Raw genomic sequence first — 16,228 nt, 5'->3', positions numbered from 1 at the left:
ATGAGCACTTTTTACACTGAAAGTGCTCTTTTGTCCAGATCTTTAAATAACTTTCTGAATTTGATTATGATTGATTAGTGAACAAATTTACCCTGGTGCGTGGTCTTGCATTTGTAGCAATGGACCAATTACACCTTGCCGAGCAAGAGCTTGCTTCACTACGCAAGATCATGCAAGAGCCTGGACTGGATTCACCATTGTTCTCGCCTAATACAGCTCGTGCTGTATTAGCAATCGGCCCCGAAGTATTGTCAGGTGAAATTCTTGCTGCACAAGGAAAATTTGATGAGGCCATCGCACATTTTGATCATGCTGTCCGCTTGGAAGATGGCCTGGTCTATACCGAACCCGCTGAATGGCACTTTCCACCGCGACTTGCACTGGGCACAATTCTGTTAGAAGCAGGACGTCCAGCCGAGGCAGAAACCGTATTTTGGGAAGATCTCAGGCGTAACCGCAACAACGGTTGGGCATTATTTGGCCTGCTACAGGCGCTAGAAGCACAGCAAAAGAACGAACAGGCAGCAGCGCTCATTGAATCTCGCTTCAAGAAGGCTTGGGAACGCGCCGATATCACGCTCAAAGCTTCTCGCTTTGGCAGAGAAACGGGAGGAATGTAGTTTTTTCATAAAGTATAGGCACTGTTTATTTCAATCATCACCCAGTACTGAACAGACATTACATGAATCGTATTGCTGCCATTGATTGGATGCGCGGTATTGTCATGGTGTTAATGGCACTAGACCACGCATCAATTTTCTTTAATGAAGGGCGCGTAGCTGGCGATACCGTCGTATCGCATATCGTGGGTTCGAGCTTTGTGACTGAACAGTTTTTTGCGCGCTGGATAACCCATCTGAGTGCACCGACATTCGTATTCCTAACAGGAACAGCTATGGCGCTCAGCATCCTACAGCGGCGCGAAAAGGGCATGAGTGACAGAAACATTGATCTTGATTTATTCATTCGGGGAGCATTTATCGCACTTTTGGATATCGTGGTATTTTCACTGGCAGCCGGAAAGCTTTATTTGCAAGTACTTTATGCAATCGGTGTAAGCATGATGCTAATGACGCTACTTCATCACTTAAGCAGACGCACACTTTTGCTGTGCGCATTGCTATTAATTTTTGGTGGAGAAGCCTTTACGCTACTTTTCTGGCAACCCCCGGGAGAGGTACCTCTATTATTATCACTAACTTTTGCGCCGTGGTTTAGCGAATCCTTTACAGCACTTTATCCAGCCATCCCATGGTTATCGATAATGATGTTAGGTTGGGTCTTTGGTGAATGGCTAGGTGATCGTTCAGAAGCCAGCTTGTCAGTTACGCGTATACTTCTGCTCTGCAGCTTAGTTTTGCTAACTTGCTTCTTACTGGTACGCGGTTTCAATGATTATGGAAACATGCTATTGCTTCGTGAAAATAATTCACTTATACAATGGCTGCATGTTAGCAAGTACCCACCGAGTATTTCCTATATAACATTAGAGCTAGGACTAATGATGCTGATCTTAGCATTTTTAATATGGTTAAAAACGAAGATCGGTGTTCGCCAAAATGGTCCTCTGCTAGTATTTGGTCAAACTGCACTTTTCTTCTACTTGATGCATTTTGTAATTTTAGAATTATTAACTTTATTACTGGCGCGCGGCGAATTAGCGCAAGCATTCTTGGCTGCGGCTATTACCCTGATTGTGCTTTATCCTCTATGTTATTTTTATCGAGTAGTGAAATGGCGCTTTCCTAACAGCTTACTGCGATTTGTATAAAGCGCTTGGCTACATCAAGTTTTATTTTAGTTTGAGCACAACTCTATCAGATTCATCACGCCAACATTCTTATTGCTCTCATCGTAAATAAAGAGGAGCACAGAGGGGTACGGTGTTATAACTAACGATAAGTATTTCTGCTCTTGATCAGCAGCAGAGTATCACAGCACTTTTGGAGATAATTTTATTCTTTTATTAACAAGGGTAAAAATATGATAGTTACTACGGGTAGGTGAAAGGAAATATTAATCATCTTTATACCGGCATTCTCAATCAATTTACCGATGTAAAGTGACAATATTTCAATTATAGTGAAGATGAAGTTACTGATATTATCCATGAAACTGGATAACAAATAGGTAGAATATTGGTTGCTATAATAGCAATGAAAATTAGATATAAATTACTCGGTATTGATGTATTTTCGAGCAATTTATATTAGTTCTGAGGTAAATAAATCCAACATCAATGGATTTATTTTTATGTAATTTTCTTATATACACTAATAAGAAATTACTTATTTCAAATATAAGAGCTTGGCGGTGACCTACTTTCACATGCGATTACACACTATCATCGGCGCTACTTCGTTTCACGGTTCTGTTCGGAATGGGAAGAGGTGGTTCCAAAGCGCTATTGCCGCCAAGCATAACCTGTATAAATGGCTTTCCCCATGGAAAGCCATTTTAAATAGACTGTTATCTGTTAAATATAATTCTCAAAATTATAGGATCAAGCCTCACGGCCAATTAGTATCGGTTAGCTTAACATATTACTATGCTTCCACATCCGACCTATCAACGTTGTAGTCTTCAACGAGCCTTTAGGGGGATTAAATCCCCGGGAAATCTAATCTTGTGGCAAGTTTCCCGCTTAGATGCTTTCAGCGGTTATCTCTTCCATACTTAGCTACCCGGCAATACGACTGGCGTCATAACCGGTACACCAGAGGTATGTCCACTCCGGTCCTCTCGTACTAGGAGCAGCCCCACTCAAATTTCCAGCGCCCACGGCAGATAGGGACCAAACTGTCTCACGACGTTTTAAACCCAGCTCACGTACCACTTTAAATGGCGAACAGCCATACCCTTGGGACCGGCTACAGCCCCAGGATGTGATGAGCCGACATCGAGGTGCCAAACTCCCCCGTCGATATGAACTCTTGGGAGGAATCAGCCTGTTATCCCCGGCGTACCTTTTATCCGTTGAGCGATGGCCCTTCCATACAGAACCACCGGATCACTATGACCTGCTTTCGCACCTGCTCGACTTGTCAGTCTCGCAGTTAAGCACGCTTTTGCCATTGCACTATCAGCACGATTTCCGACCGTACCTAGCGTACCTTCGCACTCCTCCGTTACCCTTTGGGAGGAGACCGCCCCAGTCAAACTGCCTACCATACACGGTCCCCGATCCAGATAATGGACCTAGGTTAGAACTCTAACAACACCAGGGTGGTATTTCAACGTCGGCTCCATGTGCTCTAGCGAGCACACTTCAAAGCCTCCCACCTATCCTACACAAGTATTGTCAAAATCCAATGTAAAGCTACAGTAAAGGTGCACGGGGTCTTTCCGTCTAGCCGCGGGTAGATTGCATCTTCACAAACATTTCAACTTCGCTGAGTCCCAGGAGGAGACAGTATGGCCATCGTTACGCCATTCGTGCAGGTCGGAACTTACCCGACAAGGAATTTCGCTACCTTAGGACCGTTATAGTTACGGCCGCCGTTTACCGGGGCTTCAATCAAGAGCTCTCACCCCATCATTTAACCTTCCGGCACCGGGCAGGCGTCACACCCTATACGTCCACTTTCGTGTTTGCAGAGTGCTGTGTTTTTATTAAACAGTCGCAGCCATCTTTTTATTGCAACCTCTTTTAGCTCCTCGTGCGAAACGATTCACTTACTCAAGGCACACCTTCTCCCGAAGTTACGGTGTCAATTTGCCGAGTTCCTTCTCCTGGGTTCTCTCAAGCGCCTTAGAATTCTCATCCTACCCACCTGTGTCGGTTTACGGTACGGTCTTTATATAACTGAAGCTTAGCGGCTTTTCTTGGAAGCATGGTATTACTCACTTCACACATAAAGTGCTTCGTTATCACGTCTCAACTTAGCCGCCCGGATTTGCCTAAGCAGCATGTCTACACGCTTGAACCAGGATATCCAACACCTGGATGAGCTAACCTTCTCCGTCCCCGCATCGCATTATATAAAGGTACTGGAATATTAACCAGTTTCCCATCAGTTACGCATTTCTGCCTCACCTTAGGGGCCGACTCACCCTGCGTCGATTAACGTTGCACAGGAAACCTTGGGTTTTCGGCGAGGAAGCTTTTCACTTCCTTTATCGCTACTCATGTCAGCATTCGCACTTCCGATACCTCCAGCAATTTTTACAAATCACCTTCACAGGCCTACGGAACGCTCTCCTACCATTCGTATTTACATACGAATCCCTAGCTTCGGTGTATAGTTTAGCCCCGTTACATCTTCCGCGCAGGACGACTCGATCAGTGAGCTATTACGCTTTCTTTAAAGAATGGCTGCTTCTAAGCCAATCTCCTGACTGTCTATGCCTTCCCACTTCGTTTACCACTTAACTATATCTTTGGGACCTTAGCTGAGGGTCTGGGTTGTTTCCCTCTCGACACCGAACGTTAGCACCCGATGTCTGTCTCCCATGCTTAATCTCTTTGGTATTCGGAGTTTGCAATGGTTTGGTAAGTCTCAATGACCCCCTAGCCATAACAGTGCTCTACCCCCAAAGATCATACATGAGGCACTACCTAAATAGTTTTCGGAGAGAACCAGCTATCTCCAGATTTGTTTAGCCTTTCACCCCTACTCACAGCTCATCCCCTAATTTTTCAACATTAGTGGGTTCGGACCTCCACGAAGTGTTACCTTAGCTTCATCCTGGCCATGAGTAGATCATCTGGTTTCGGGTCTACACCCAGCAACTTATCGCCCTATTAAGACTTGCTTTCGCTACGCCTCCCCTACTCGGTTAAGCTTGCTACTGAATGTAAGTCGCTGACCCATTATACAAAAGGTACGCAGTCACTCCTAACGGAGCTCCCACTGTTTGTATGCATGCGGTTTCAGAATCTATTTCACTCCCCTCCCGGGGTTCTTTTCACCTTTCCCTCACGGTACTTGTTCACTATCGGTCGATTACGAGTATTTAGCCTTAGAGGATGGTCCCCCTATCTTCAGACAGAATTTCACGTGTTCCGCCCTACTTATCTCAACCCTAGTTCCACATCAAAATTTTCGCCTACGAGACTATCACTCTCTATGGTTCTACTTTCCAGAAGATTTGACTAATTTTGATGCTAAAGATTGAAGGCTCTTCCCATTTCGCTCGCCACTACTTTGGGAATCTCTTTTGATTTCTTTTCCTCTGACTACTTAGATGTTTCAGTTCATCAGGTTCGCAACTTTTAACCTATATATTCAGTTAAAGCCGACTCTTGCTTAATTGATTCTTTGCAGAACCAAGTAAGCAAGAGTCAGGTTTCCCCATTCGGAAATCTCCGGATCAAAGCTTGTTTGTCAGCTCCCCGAAGCTTATCGCAGACTTCCACGTCCTTCATCGCCTGTAATCGCCAAGGCATCCACCACATGCACTTATTCGCTTGACCCTATATTTTTGAGAACTTCATTTACAATGAAATACAAATAACTTCAATTTGAATTTCATTATTACAATCTACCTTTTTTTAAATTTTTAAAGAGCAAAACCAACGCAAGAATAAAAAAACAATTAACATCGCCCCCATTTTCTCAAACAGAAACAGCCAGATTGATTGGTGGAGGTGAACGGGATCGAACCGATGACCCCCTGCTTGCAAAGCAGGTGCTCTCCCAGCTGAGCTACACCCCCTATTTGGTGGGTCTGGGTGGACTTGAACCACCGACCCCACGCTTATCAAGCGTGTGCTCTAACCAACTGAGCTACAGACCCACTAAGGATCTTCTATTAGCACAACCTTAAGATACGATATTAAATTCTTTTGCGTGATTTTAAACAACCAATAAATTGTAGGCGCTTGGTAATTAGTGATTTTGAAAGGAGGTGATCCAGCCGCAGGTTCCCCTACGGCTACCTTGTTACGACTTCACCCCAGTCATAACTCTCACCGTGGCAAACGCCCTCCTTGCGGTTAGACTATTTGCTTCTGGTGAAAATTACTCCCATGGTGTGACGGGCGGTGTGTACAAGACCCGGGAACGTATTCACCGCGACATGCTGATCCGCGATTACTAGCGATTCCGACTTCACGGAGTCGAGTTGCAGACTCCGATCCGGACTACGACGCGCTTTATGAGATTAGCTCCCCTTCGCAGGTTGGCAACCCTCTGTACGCGCCATTGTATTACGTGTGAAGCCCTACCCATAAGGGCCATGAGGACTTGACGTCATCCCCACCTTCCTCCGGTTTGTCACCGGCAGTCTCACTAAAGTGCCCAACTAAATGATGGCAATTAGTGACAAGGGTTGCGCTCGTTGCGGGACTTAACCCAACATCTCACGACACGAGCTGACGACAGCCATGCAGCACCTGTGTCTCGATTCCCTTTCGGGCACTTTCGCATCTCTGCGAAATTTCGAGCATGTCAAGGGTAGGTAAGGTTTTTCGCGTTGCATCGAATTAATCCACATAATCCACCGCTTGTGCGGGTCCCCGTCAATTCCTTTGAGTTTTAATCTTGCGACCGTACTTCCCAGGCGGTCAACTTCACGCGTTAGCTACGTTACCTAATCTTTATATAGATCCGACAACTAGTTGACATCGTTTAGGGCGTGGACTACCAGGGTATCTAATCCTGTTTGCTCCCCACGCTTTCGTGCATGAGCGTCAGTGTTAACCCAGGGAGCTGCCTTCGCCATCGGTGTTCTTCCACATCTCTACGCATTTCACTGCTACACATGGAATTCCACTCCCCTCTGTCACACTCTAGTCATATAGTTTCAAACGCAATTCCTAGGTTAAGCCCAGGGATTTCACATCTGACTTATACAACCGCCTGCGCACCCTTTACGCCCAATAATTCCGATTAACGCTTGCACCCTACGTATTACCGCGGCTGCTGGCACGTAGTTAGCCGGTGCTTCTTATGTCGGTACCGTCATTCATTGTGGATATTAGCCACAACTATTTCTTCCCGACCGAAAGAGCTTTACAACCCGAAGGCCTTCTTCACTCACGCGGCATGGCTGGATCAGGCTTTCGCCCATTGTCCAAAATTCCCCACTGCTGCCTCCCGTAGGAGTCTGGGCCGTGTCTCAGTCCCAGTGTGGCTGGTCGTCCTCTCAGACCAGCTACTGATCGTTGCCTTGGTAAGCCATTACCTTACCAACTAGCTAATCAGGCATCGGCCGCTCAAAAAGCGCAAGGTCTTGCGATCCCCTGCTTTCCTCCGTAGAGAATATGCGGTATTAGCACATCTTTCGATGCGTTATCCCCCTCTTTAAGACACGTTCCGATGTATTACTCACCCGTTCGCCACTCGCCACCAGGGTTGCCCCCGTGCTGCCGTTCGACTTGCATGTGTAAAGCATGCCGCCAGCGTTCAATCTGAGCCAGGATCAAACTCTTCAGTTTAATCTTAATTCTTTGCTTGACTATTAATTTACACTTAAAATAGCTGATGTAAATTAATACCTTTTTGAAATGGTTACTAATTAACTTCGATCAACGATCTAATTAATTCTTTACCAAACGCCTACATTTATTGGTTGTTTATTTTTAAAGATCATGTCGCTTTCGGTTTTTGTTACCCCTCAAGCGTCGAGAGATGTGCATTATACAGATTGAAATATTCCGGTCAAGATATTTACAAATAAATTTTTAAATTCTTGTTATGCATTGATCGCAAGAAGCAGAATAATCTAGCGATATCATAAGAATATAGCGGTTATGTTTTTTTATATCTTGAACAAGAAAATAATGGATTGGCCTCGATTCGTTTAATTGAGGCCGTGTTATTTTGATTTATCGTCAACCTCCAAAACAATCTTTAATTTCTTAATCGATACTGGCCAAATTAGTTTTAATTTTACTGCCTGCATAATTTTTTCAACGCCACCCTCTGATTGAGAAACCGAGAAATGCGGATTGGCTTGCAATTTTACCGGTTCTGATATGCGCAAAATTAGCGCACCCTGCAACACGATATCGTCTAATGTGATATTTGTCAGCTCATCGAGATCAAAATTCTGACCAAATCCACCTAGCACTTCCACACCGTTTTTAATATAACGCCCGCCTACGCCATCACAGCTAGGCATCGCCAAACTAATTTCGCATGCAATTGAGCCGGTCAATTCTCCAGACAAGCTATAGGCAACTGATAAATTATTTTCAGATAACTTCAGCTCTTTAACGATTGACCCTTGATCAACAGTCGACAAAAAACGGACAGAACTGCTGTCGTGTGACTCAAGCTGATAAATTATCGGCATTCCATTGAATTCATCAATAAATACGCTTTGCGCACGATTGTCCACAGTTAAATCGGATGACACTATTTGCTGCTTAAGATCAATTCGATCATGCGCTGAAGCGATACCTGCATCATTGTGCTTAGGAAAATTATGCGCACCCTGATGTACCCTGCAATGGTAATGCTCAGTTTGACGACGCAAGGTATCGCCAAAATTATGCCTGAGATGATAGGCATCTAACTCGCAGACACTGGCACTTCCATCAAGCTTAACGACAGCTTGAAGGTTTTTATTATGCAGATAGGCCTCATCCACACCATCTAAATCGGTATCTTCGATAAAAAAAGTGGGTCGCGACACACAACTATCCAACAATGCCTCCAACTCAACGATGTTGCTATATATCGCCCGCCGCAAATGGGGAAGATATAACCCACCGAATAAACCATGCCAATATGCGTCATTGGCTTGTGACGCATAAAGCTTTTGCCGCATTTCATCTGTACGCTGATTCACCGGCAAAGCGGCAAAGCGCGCAGAAAGCGTTAACATACGTTTATGCATCCAGTTCGATTCTGGATAGCGTGAAAAAAAATTTTTCCAGATTCCTCCTCGTAAAAATGATTTACTATGTTCATACCAACCGGCTGATTTTGCTTGCTGGACCAGGCTAGCATAAGCATTAGCTGGCTCTGCCGGCAACGTCCACTCATTCATTTCGATATAGGAAGTAGTCGGAAGATATATTACGCCACGTGTTTTCTCAGACGCATGATAATCACGATAATGTCTTGGAATGATTTTAGAAGAAGCGAGTACACCTTGAATGAACTGCTCAAGCCACCCTCTTTCATACACCCATTGATAGGTTTCTGGCCAAATGCCGAATTTTTCTATGTCATCAAAATAGATTGCTGCCGCTTGCCTATTATTTGCTGAACTTTCAGCTAACGATTCGATATACGCTACTGCCTCATGCGCTGGAGAAAAAGGCAATCTATAACGAAGTATTTCAGAAATAGGAAAGAGATCTAAGGTCCTTGCGTCTTCTTCCGTTGTAAAGTAACCGATAAGCTCATCCTTGGTTTTTCCGGCACAAATAAAATGATAGTCGTCAACGATTGCATAGCGTATGCCACAATCTACCAGAGCAGGTACTACTGTTGATTCCCAAACTCGTTCAGTAAGCCATGCGCCTTGCGGATACTGTCCCAGCTTCTTTTCTAATTTCTTTGAAAAAGTTTCGATTTGTCCGATACGGTCTCGATTAGGAATGACGGCCAATACTGGTTCAGTTTCTCCTGCACTGAAAAGCTCCACTTGTCCACGTTCAACCATCTCACGCAATAAAGCCATATCATCTGGATAATGCTCAAACAAAAAATCGAGCAACCACCCAGAAAAATGAAGCGCAAATTTAAATTCTGGGAAACGAGATAAAACATGCAAGAAAGGTTGGTAACAACGCAAATGGGCGTCTACCAAAACCTCGGTAAAATTACCAATTGGTTGGTGCGCATGAACACCAAAAAGTAAAGAAACAGACTGAGATGCCACTAATATTCACTCATATGCGTTGGATTACTCGATTATTAATCAACGGAACACCCTTTTTAAATTCCTTGCTGGCATTGGGTTATCGATAGCTGATTTATTTAAATTTCCAATCATATTCATAAGGCTTGGCTTAAGAAGATCGCCGCATTGTTTCATTTAAGCCAGCACCTCTACCTACACCATGACTGATAGGTTCAAGTACGACCGCTGGGACGGGTAACTTCAGCAAGCGATAAAGATTAGAAAGATTTTTACGGAATAGCCGGTCAAAACTAGCAACAGCCTGTGGTGAATTATAATCACCTAACCACCAAAACCAATCTGAGCTTTCACATGAAGCAAGTTGTAGCTCCGCCAACCTCATCTCTTGGTCTGTTAATCGTCCACTCTTCATTACTAAATCATAGCTCTGTTTCGCAGCACACAACAGATCCCACGCAAGATTTTTATCGTGATCGCCAATCCATGTAGAAAATGTACCATAAACCCAGCTTCCTGCAGCTACTGCCGGTAACACTTTGATTTCGGTTCGCGAAAAATTGTGATTATCGATATAGTCTTGGTAAGTAGTTGTTTGAATATGAGGGTGGTTACTCAGCAATTCATAAAGATCATTAAGAAAATAGTAACCATTATACGGATATGATTCCCATGCATTTTCTCCATCCAGAATTACACTCACAATCTGATTTTCAATCGATTGTGCTTCTTGCCGAATCTTTTCGATCGTATAAACAAAATGCTCTGCCGCGTCACGTCCAAACCATTTCGAGTACTCAAAACCGATCATATCGGATAATTTATCATCTCGAAAAAAACACAATATACTTTTATCTTTATCAGCTATTTGATAAGGTCGATAAAGATATTGATTGCGGTCTGGCAAGAATTGATCTGGATTCGATTTACGCAGGCTGTTAACCAAAACGCTTTCGCCACTCGCGCTCCACCGACAACCTGATTCCATCAAGATATTCAATAAAGCGGTTGAAATGGCACCTTCAGCAGGCCATATACCTGTTGGCTCGACATTGAAACGCTGCTGATGACTAGTGATGCTTGACTCCAAATGGAATACAACGCGTTCCCGTCCTCCCGGGTATGCAGCACTTGAGGGTAAAACAGCATTCGGCTCACTATCTCGAGCCGAAGAAAAATCTATGAGGAGTGGTGCCAGTGGATGATAATGAGGAGTGATAGACAACTCGATTTGACCTGACGCTGCCAGCTTACGGTAACGTGGAATCAAATCTTGAATAAGCTCCCCAATCAGATTGAATAACTGCATCCGATCCGCAAAACTGAAATTTTTACCTTGTGTCATGAGCTGCACCACAATCGCATGACTCCGGCGCACACTCTCGCCAGTCCATGCAAGGTGGTACCATGTTAATAAATCAGCAATGTATTGATCAGAAACATACATTAAATCCTTATCACCCTGCTCTCTCAACATCGCATAAAGGTCACGCAGATGGCGATAAGCGGGATAAGGCTCCAACATAGTCGTGTGATTACTTCGGAAGCAGCTATCTAAAATATAAGCACGCTCTTTAGCTGTAATCAAATTCAGATCCGGTTTAGAAAGTAGTCGCAGCAGGGGATCCCGTATTTCTCCCTGTGCAAATTGCTGGATATAATCTTCAAGTTGATCCAGCAATACCGGTACAAAATTAATTACCACTTTGATACGCGGATGGCTCTCGAGGTGATGCGCCATATCGGTATAGTCTTTGATCGCGTGGAGATATACCCATGGCAGCAAAAATTCGCCCGTTTCATGATCTCGATAATCCGGCTGGTGCATATGCCATAGCAACACGAGATTTATGGGGTTCATGGTTGTGCCATTATTTTGTATGTCATCCAGGAAATTAACCCACTTTAATCCGAATATGCCACCCTTTTATCGAACCTGATGGATACATTGTCCAAGCATTTCTGGTGTAATTAGGGTTATGCCTTTCTTAGTGACGTAAAACCGCTTACTGTCTTCTTCCAAATTGAATCCAACTTTCAGTCCTTCTGGAATAATACAATTTTTTTCGATGACAACACGTCGCAGGTGCGCATGCCGACCGATATCCACATTCGGCAAAATCACTGAATCCTCAACAATCCCGTAACTTCGAACCTGAACATTGGAGAACAATAGTGAACGTCGTATTGTTGCGCCGCTGATAATGCAGCCTCCCGAAACCATCGAATCCAGCGCTTGCCCCCGTCGATTATCATCGTCAAAAACAAATTTAGCGGGTGGCAGCTGTTCCTGGTAAGTCCAGATCGGCCAATCTTCATCGTACAGATTGAGATCAGGCGTCACTTTAGTCAGATCGATATTGGCTTCCCAGTAGGCATCTATAGTGCCCACATCGCGCCAGTAGGGAACACCCGCAGCCATATTGACACAACTACTCGGGTAGCGATGCGCATAGACACGATGATGGTTGACAAGATAAGGGATCAAATCCTTACCAAAATCATGCGATGACTGATGATCATCATGATCACGAATCAGTTGCTCAAATAAAAAGGAAGCATTGAACAGATAAATACCCATACTCACCAATGCACGATCTGATTGACCAGGCATAGGCGCAGGATTTGCCGGTTTCTCTGTGAAATCAGTGACAAGCCATTTATCATTAACAGCCATAACGCCGAAGGCCGTTGCTTCCTCTAGCGGAACTTCTGCACAAGCGACAGTAATATCGGCGCCTCGATCTGCATGTTCAACCAGCATTCTGCTGTAATCCATTTTATAAACATGATCGCCCCCCAAAATCAATACATGGTTAGGATCATGATCACGCAAAATATCAAGATTCTGAAAAACCGCATCCGCTGTACCTTGATACCAAGTCTCTTCAGTGCGCTGCTGCGCTGGAAAAAGCTCGACATACTCTTTGAAACGGCCATCAAGAAAACTCCAGCCGCGCTGGATATGACGAATCAGGCTTTGCGCTTTGTATTGCGTCACGACCCCAATACGCCGCACACCGGAATTAACGCAATTGGAAAGAGGGAAATCGATGATACGAAATTTACCACCAAATGGTACCGCCGGCTTAGCCCGCCAATCAGTCAATTGATGCAATCGGCTGCCTCGCCCTCCAGCAAGGATTAGCGCAAGCGTGTTACGTGTAAGCATTGATTATCTCCCAATCCTGAAATACCGCTCTATCTCATTTCCTTATATGGAAAAAGTAGCACGCGCTCTTCGACAGAAAAGTAAGCCACGAGGCACGCTGAATAAAATAATCCATCAAATGTATTACATATTTACCACTTCATGCTACTTCACTCTAAAATAGAAGCAATAAAATGCAATCTTTTGCGTTCACTGTGATCTCATCTTACTTGATCTTAATTATCATTTCCAGGCGCATTGTTCCACACAGGGCGTTCATGGCAATTTAAGCTTATGAAATCTGAACTCGTTTATAGCCAACAAGTTAATTCATTGCAAAAAGCGCTTCTCTCCGCACGCTTACACGATCCGTTCGCCTATTTAGGCCGGCATAGCGTTCAAGACGGCGAATTCATAAGGATATTCCAACCCCATGCAAAAAATGCTTGGGTTCAAACATCAAATGGCTTCGAGACAATGCCGCTAGTCCATGAAGAAGGCATTTTTGAGTGGCATGGAAAAACACCCCTTCCTTGGCCCTATCTACTTCGGATCGAGGAGTACACTCAGCAGGAGACCGTTATCTTGCGTGAATTACATGACCCTTATGCGTTCCCCTTGCAAATCTCGGATCACGATTTGTATTTGTTCAATGAAGGTAGTTTACGTCAAAGTTATCAAACCCTCGGTGCACATTTAGTGACCATAAAAGGGGTTACTGGTACTCGTTTTGCCGTCTGGGCACCGAATGCGGAACGTGTCAGCGTGGTCGGTAATTTCAATCGGTGGGATGGGCGCGTTCATCCCATGTCGGTGCATCACCAAAGTGGTGTCTGGGAGTTATTCATTCCTGATCTTCCTAGTAAGCAACTTTACAAATACGAAATTAGAAATCGTTATACCGGCGAAGTCTTCCTAAAAACCGACCCCTATGCAAATTTTCATGAACTGCGTCCCAACAACGCGGCTTATACCCCGTTAGAAGATCATTTTGCTTGGCAAGATGACGCTTGGATGCAAAAGCGTGCTGCATGGGATTGGCTACGGGCACCCTTAAATATTTATGAAGTGCATGCGGGGTCATGGAAACGCCACCCCGATGGACGGTTTTATAGCTACCGAGAACTTGCTCAACAGCTTATCCCCTACCTGTTAGATATGGGTTATTCCCATATTGAATTGTTGCCGATATCGGAGCATCCGCTCGATGAATCATGGGGCTATCAAACAACAGGGTATTTTGCTGTCACCAGTCGTTTTGGCTTACCAGAGGATTTCAAATTTTTTGTAAACGCCTGTCATGAAGCGAACATCGGAGTGATTCTCGATTGGGTGCCCGCACACTTTCCCCAGGATGCGTTCTCCTTGGCGCGTTTCGATGGTACCGCCCTTTATGAACATGAGGATCCTCGCCTAGGGTTTCATCATGATTGGGGAACCTTTATTTTTAACTATGGGCGTAACGAAGTGAAATCGTTTTTACTATCAAGCGCCCATTATTGGTTAAATGAATTTCATCTGGACGGATTGCGCGTCGATGCGGTCGCCTCGATGCTTTATCTCGATTATTCACGCAAATCAGGAGAATGGTTGCCCAATAAATTCGGCGGACGGGAAAATCTCGATGCAATCGATTTTTTGCGTGATCTCAATATTATGGTGCACGAAGAATTTCCGGGCGCGTTAACCATTGCGGAAGAATCGACTGCCTGGCCAGCAGTATCACGTCCGACTTATGTCGGTGGCTTGGGGTTTTCAATGAAATGGAACATGGGATGGATGAATGATACCCTGACCTATTTGAGACAAGATGCAATTTATCGACGCTACCATCATAACCAGCTCACATTCAACCAACTTTATGCCTATACTGAAAATTTTGTGCTACCCCTCTCACACGACGAAGTCGTACATGGAAAAGGTTCTCTACTCGCAAAAATGCCGGGTGATCGCTGGCAAAGGTTTGCTAACCTGCGTTTGTTGTTGACTTATCAAATGACTTGTCCAGGCAAGAAACTCAATTTCATGGGCAATGAGTTCGGTCATGCGCATGAGTGGCAAGTCAACCAAGCGCTTGACTGGGATTTACTTGACGACACATTCCATCGTGGTGTGCAAATGGCATTACGCGATCTGAATCATCTTTATATGGCTACACCCGCATTGCATCAGCTGGATTTTTTCCCTGAAGGATTTGGCTGGATTGACTGTCACGATGCAGATCAATCCGTAATCAGCTACCTGCGGCGCGCGCAAGACGGCTCATTTAGACTGATCGTACTCAATTTCACGCCTGTGCCGCGTATGACGTATCGAATCGGTGTCCCCAAGGGGGGTGCCTATCTCGAAATTTTTAACAGCGACTCTATTTATTATGGTGGTAGCAACATAGGCAATAGTGGGTGGATCAGCACGATTGGTGAACCTTGGTTAGAATTTCCGGACTCTCTCCTCGTCACGCTTCCGCCGTTAGCCGGGATTATCCTGGCGCCTAAGGATGACTGATCATATCATTACTGATTATTTGTACTGAATTTGTCAAGCTTACCGAAAGAAAAACTATCGGCCTCCGCTTAAACACACTCAATATTTTAGTGCACTGATCCACTTACCGTACAATCGATCAGCGACCGCTTTTAATTGTGGCAAACGGGATGGCAGATCAGCAAGCATTTCCTCCGCAGCTTGCACAGCGGGACTCGAGCGGTTTATTGCGATTTCTTCGGCATTGACTTCAATCCATTTACGGATCATATCCTCGGTGACTTCTACATGACATTGCATCCCGAGATGGATGCCTGATGCGAATGCTTGATTTTCGCAATAAACATTGGAAAATAGCCGGGTAGCGCTCGCTGGTATCGAGAAGGTTTCACCATGCCAATGAAATGGCTCGAATTCTTTTATCTCACCAAGCCATTCCTGAACAACGGGGTGATCGGTCACTGTTACTCTTCCCCAACCCAGCTCTTTGATGAGTCCGGTTTCAACGGTGCCACCCAGTGCTTTTGACATGAGTTGGCCACCCAAGCAATGTCCCAACACCGGCACTTCGCTAGCTACTGCTTGCTTGATCAGGCAAAGCAAAGGCTCGATCCACGGTAGATTATCGTTTACACTCATCGGACCGCCCATCAAAACCAAGCCGCTGTATGGCGCTATGCTCGAAGGAAGAGCCTGCCCTTCGTCAATGCGGATTAGCTGCCAAGGAATATGATTGTTATCGAGAAATGTGGCAAAATAGCCTGGGCCTTCGATATCAAAAAACCTGATAATTGCAACCGGTTTCATAGCGATAATCTTCTAAAGAGTGAGTTT

At 44.7% G+C, this 16,228-nt stretch carries 7 protein-coding genes, 2 tRNA genes and 3 rRNA genes; 3 read left to right on the top strand and 9 right to left on the bottom strand.

Translation table 11 applies throughout. From position 1 onward, the window contains the following. The first annotated feature begins 77 nt into the window (after positions 1-77). On the top strand, positions 78-620 hold the full coding sequence (locus C8R30_RS06320; RefSeq protein WP_338065849.1) for a hypothetical protein: 543 nt from the start codon (positions 78-80) through the stop codon (positions 618-620). Between the two features lie 62 nt (positions 621-682). Next, positions 683-1,771: an acetyltransferase domain-containing protein gene (locus C8R30_RS06315; RefSeq protein WP_107783005.1), complete on the top strand. Its 1,089-nt coding sequence runs from the start codon at positions 683-685 to the stop codon at positions 1,769-1,771. Between the two features lie 534 nt (positions 1,772-2,305). Here the strand turns inward: C8R30_RS06315 and rrf are convergent. The 8 genes from rrf to glgC all read right to left on the bottom strand — a co-directional run bounded on the left by rrf (position 2,306) and on the right by glgC (position 12,931). Continuing rightward, positions 2,306-2,418, bottom strand: a 5S ribosomal RNA gene (gene rrf, locus C8R30_RS06310). 81 nt (positions 2,419-2,499) lie between these two features. Beyond that, positions 2,500-5,416, bottom strand: a 23S ribosomal RNA gene (locus tag C8R30_RS06305). Between the two features lie 166 nt (positions 5,417-5,582). Continuing rightward, positions 5,583-5,658: transfer RNA gene (locus C8R30_RS06300), tRNA-Ala, on the bottom strand. 4 nt (positions 5,659-5,662) lie between these two features. Continuing rightward, a tRNA-Ile gene (locus tag C8R30_RS06295) sits at positions 5,663-5,739 on the bottom strand. A 104-nt stretch (positions 5,740-5,843) separates the two neighbouring features. After that, a 16S ribosomal RNA gene (locus C8R30_RS06290) occupies positions 5,844-7,381 on the bottom strand. Together the 16S, 23S and 5S rRNA genes with 2 tRNA genes alongside form the textbook arrangement of a ribosomal RNA operon. Positions 7,382-7,761: 380 nt before the next feature. Beyond that, a complete protein-coding gene (locus C8R30_RS06285; protein WP_107789776.1) occupies positions 7,762-9,780 on the bottom strand; it encodes an alpha-amylase/4-alpha-glucanotransferase domain-containing protein in 2,019 nt (672 codons plus the stop codon). Between the two features lie 130 nt (positions 9,781-9,910). Continuing rightward, positions 9,911-11,620: a glycoside hydrolase family 57 protein gene (locus C8R30_RS06280; protein WP_107789775.1), complete on the bottom strand. Its 1,710-nt coding sequence runs from the start codon at positions 11,618-11,620 to the stop codon at positions 9,911-9,913. A 66-nt stretch (positions 11,621-11,686) separates the two neighbouring features. Beyond that, the gene (gene glgC, locus C8R30_RS06275; protein WP_090668107.1) at positions 11,687-12,931 is read right to left on the bottom strand and encodes a glucose-1-phosphate adenylyltransferase; all 1,245 of its coding nucleotides are present in this window, start codon (positions 12,929-12,931) and stop codon (positions 11,687-11,689) included. A gap of 273 nt (positions 12,932-13,204) precedes the next feature. Between glgC and glgB the strand changes: the two genes are divergently transcribed. Then, complete coding sequence (glgB, locus tag C8R30_RS06270) at positions 13,205-15,415, top strand: 1,4-alpha-glucan branching protein GlgB (protein WP_090668110.1); 2,211 nt, start codon at positions 13,205-13,207, stop codon at positions 15,413-15,415. 78 nt (positions 15,416-15,493) lie between these two features. On the opposite strand, the gene C8R30_RS06265 is transcribed toward glgB, so the two are convergent. Beyond that, entirely contained in the window at positions 15,494-16,201 is a 708-nt protein-coding gene (locus C8R30_RS06265) for a type 1 glutamine amidotransferase (protein ID WP_090668113.1), read from the bottom strand. Positions 16,202-16,228: the final 27 nt, after the last annotated feature.

The organism is Nitrosomonas nitrosa, from assembly GCF_003051105.1.
Taxonomy (GTDB): Bacteria; Pseudomonadota; Gammaproteobacteria; order Burkholderiales; family Nitrosomonadaceae; genus Nitrosomonas; species Nitrosomonas nitrosa.
The sequence above is the reverse complement of the archived record's forward strand: the minus strand, read 5'-3'. Positions and strand labels throughout refer to the sequence as shown.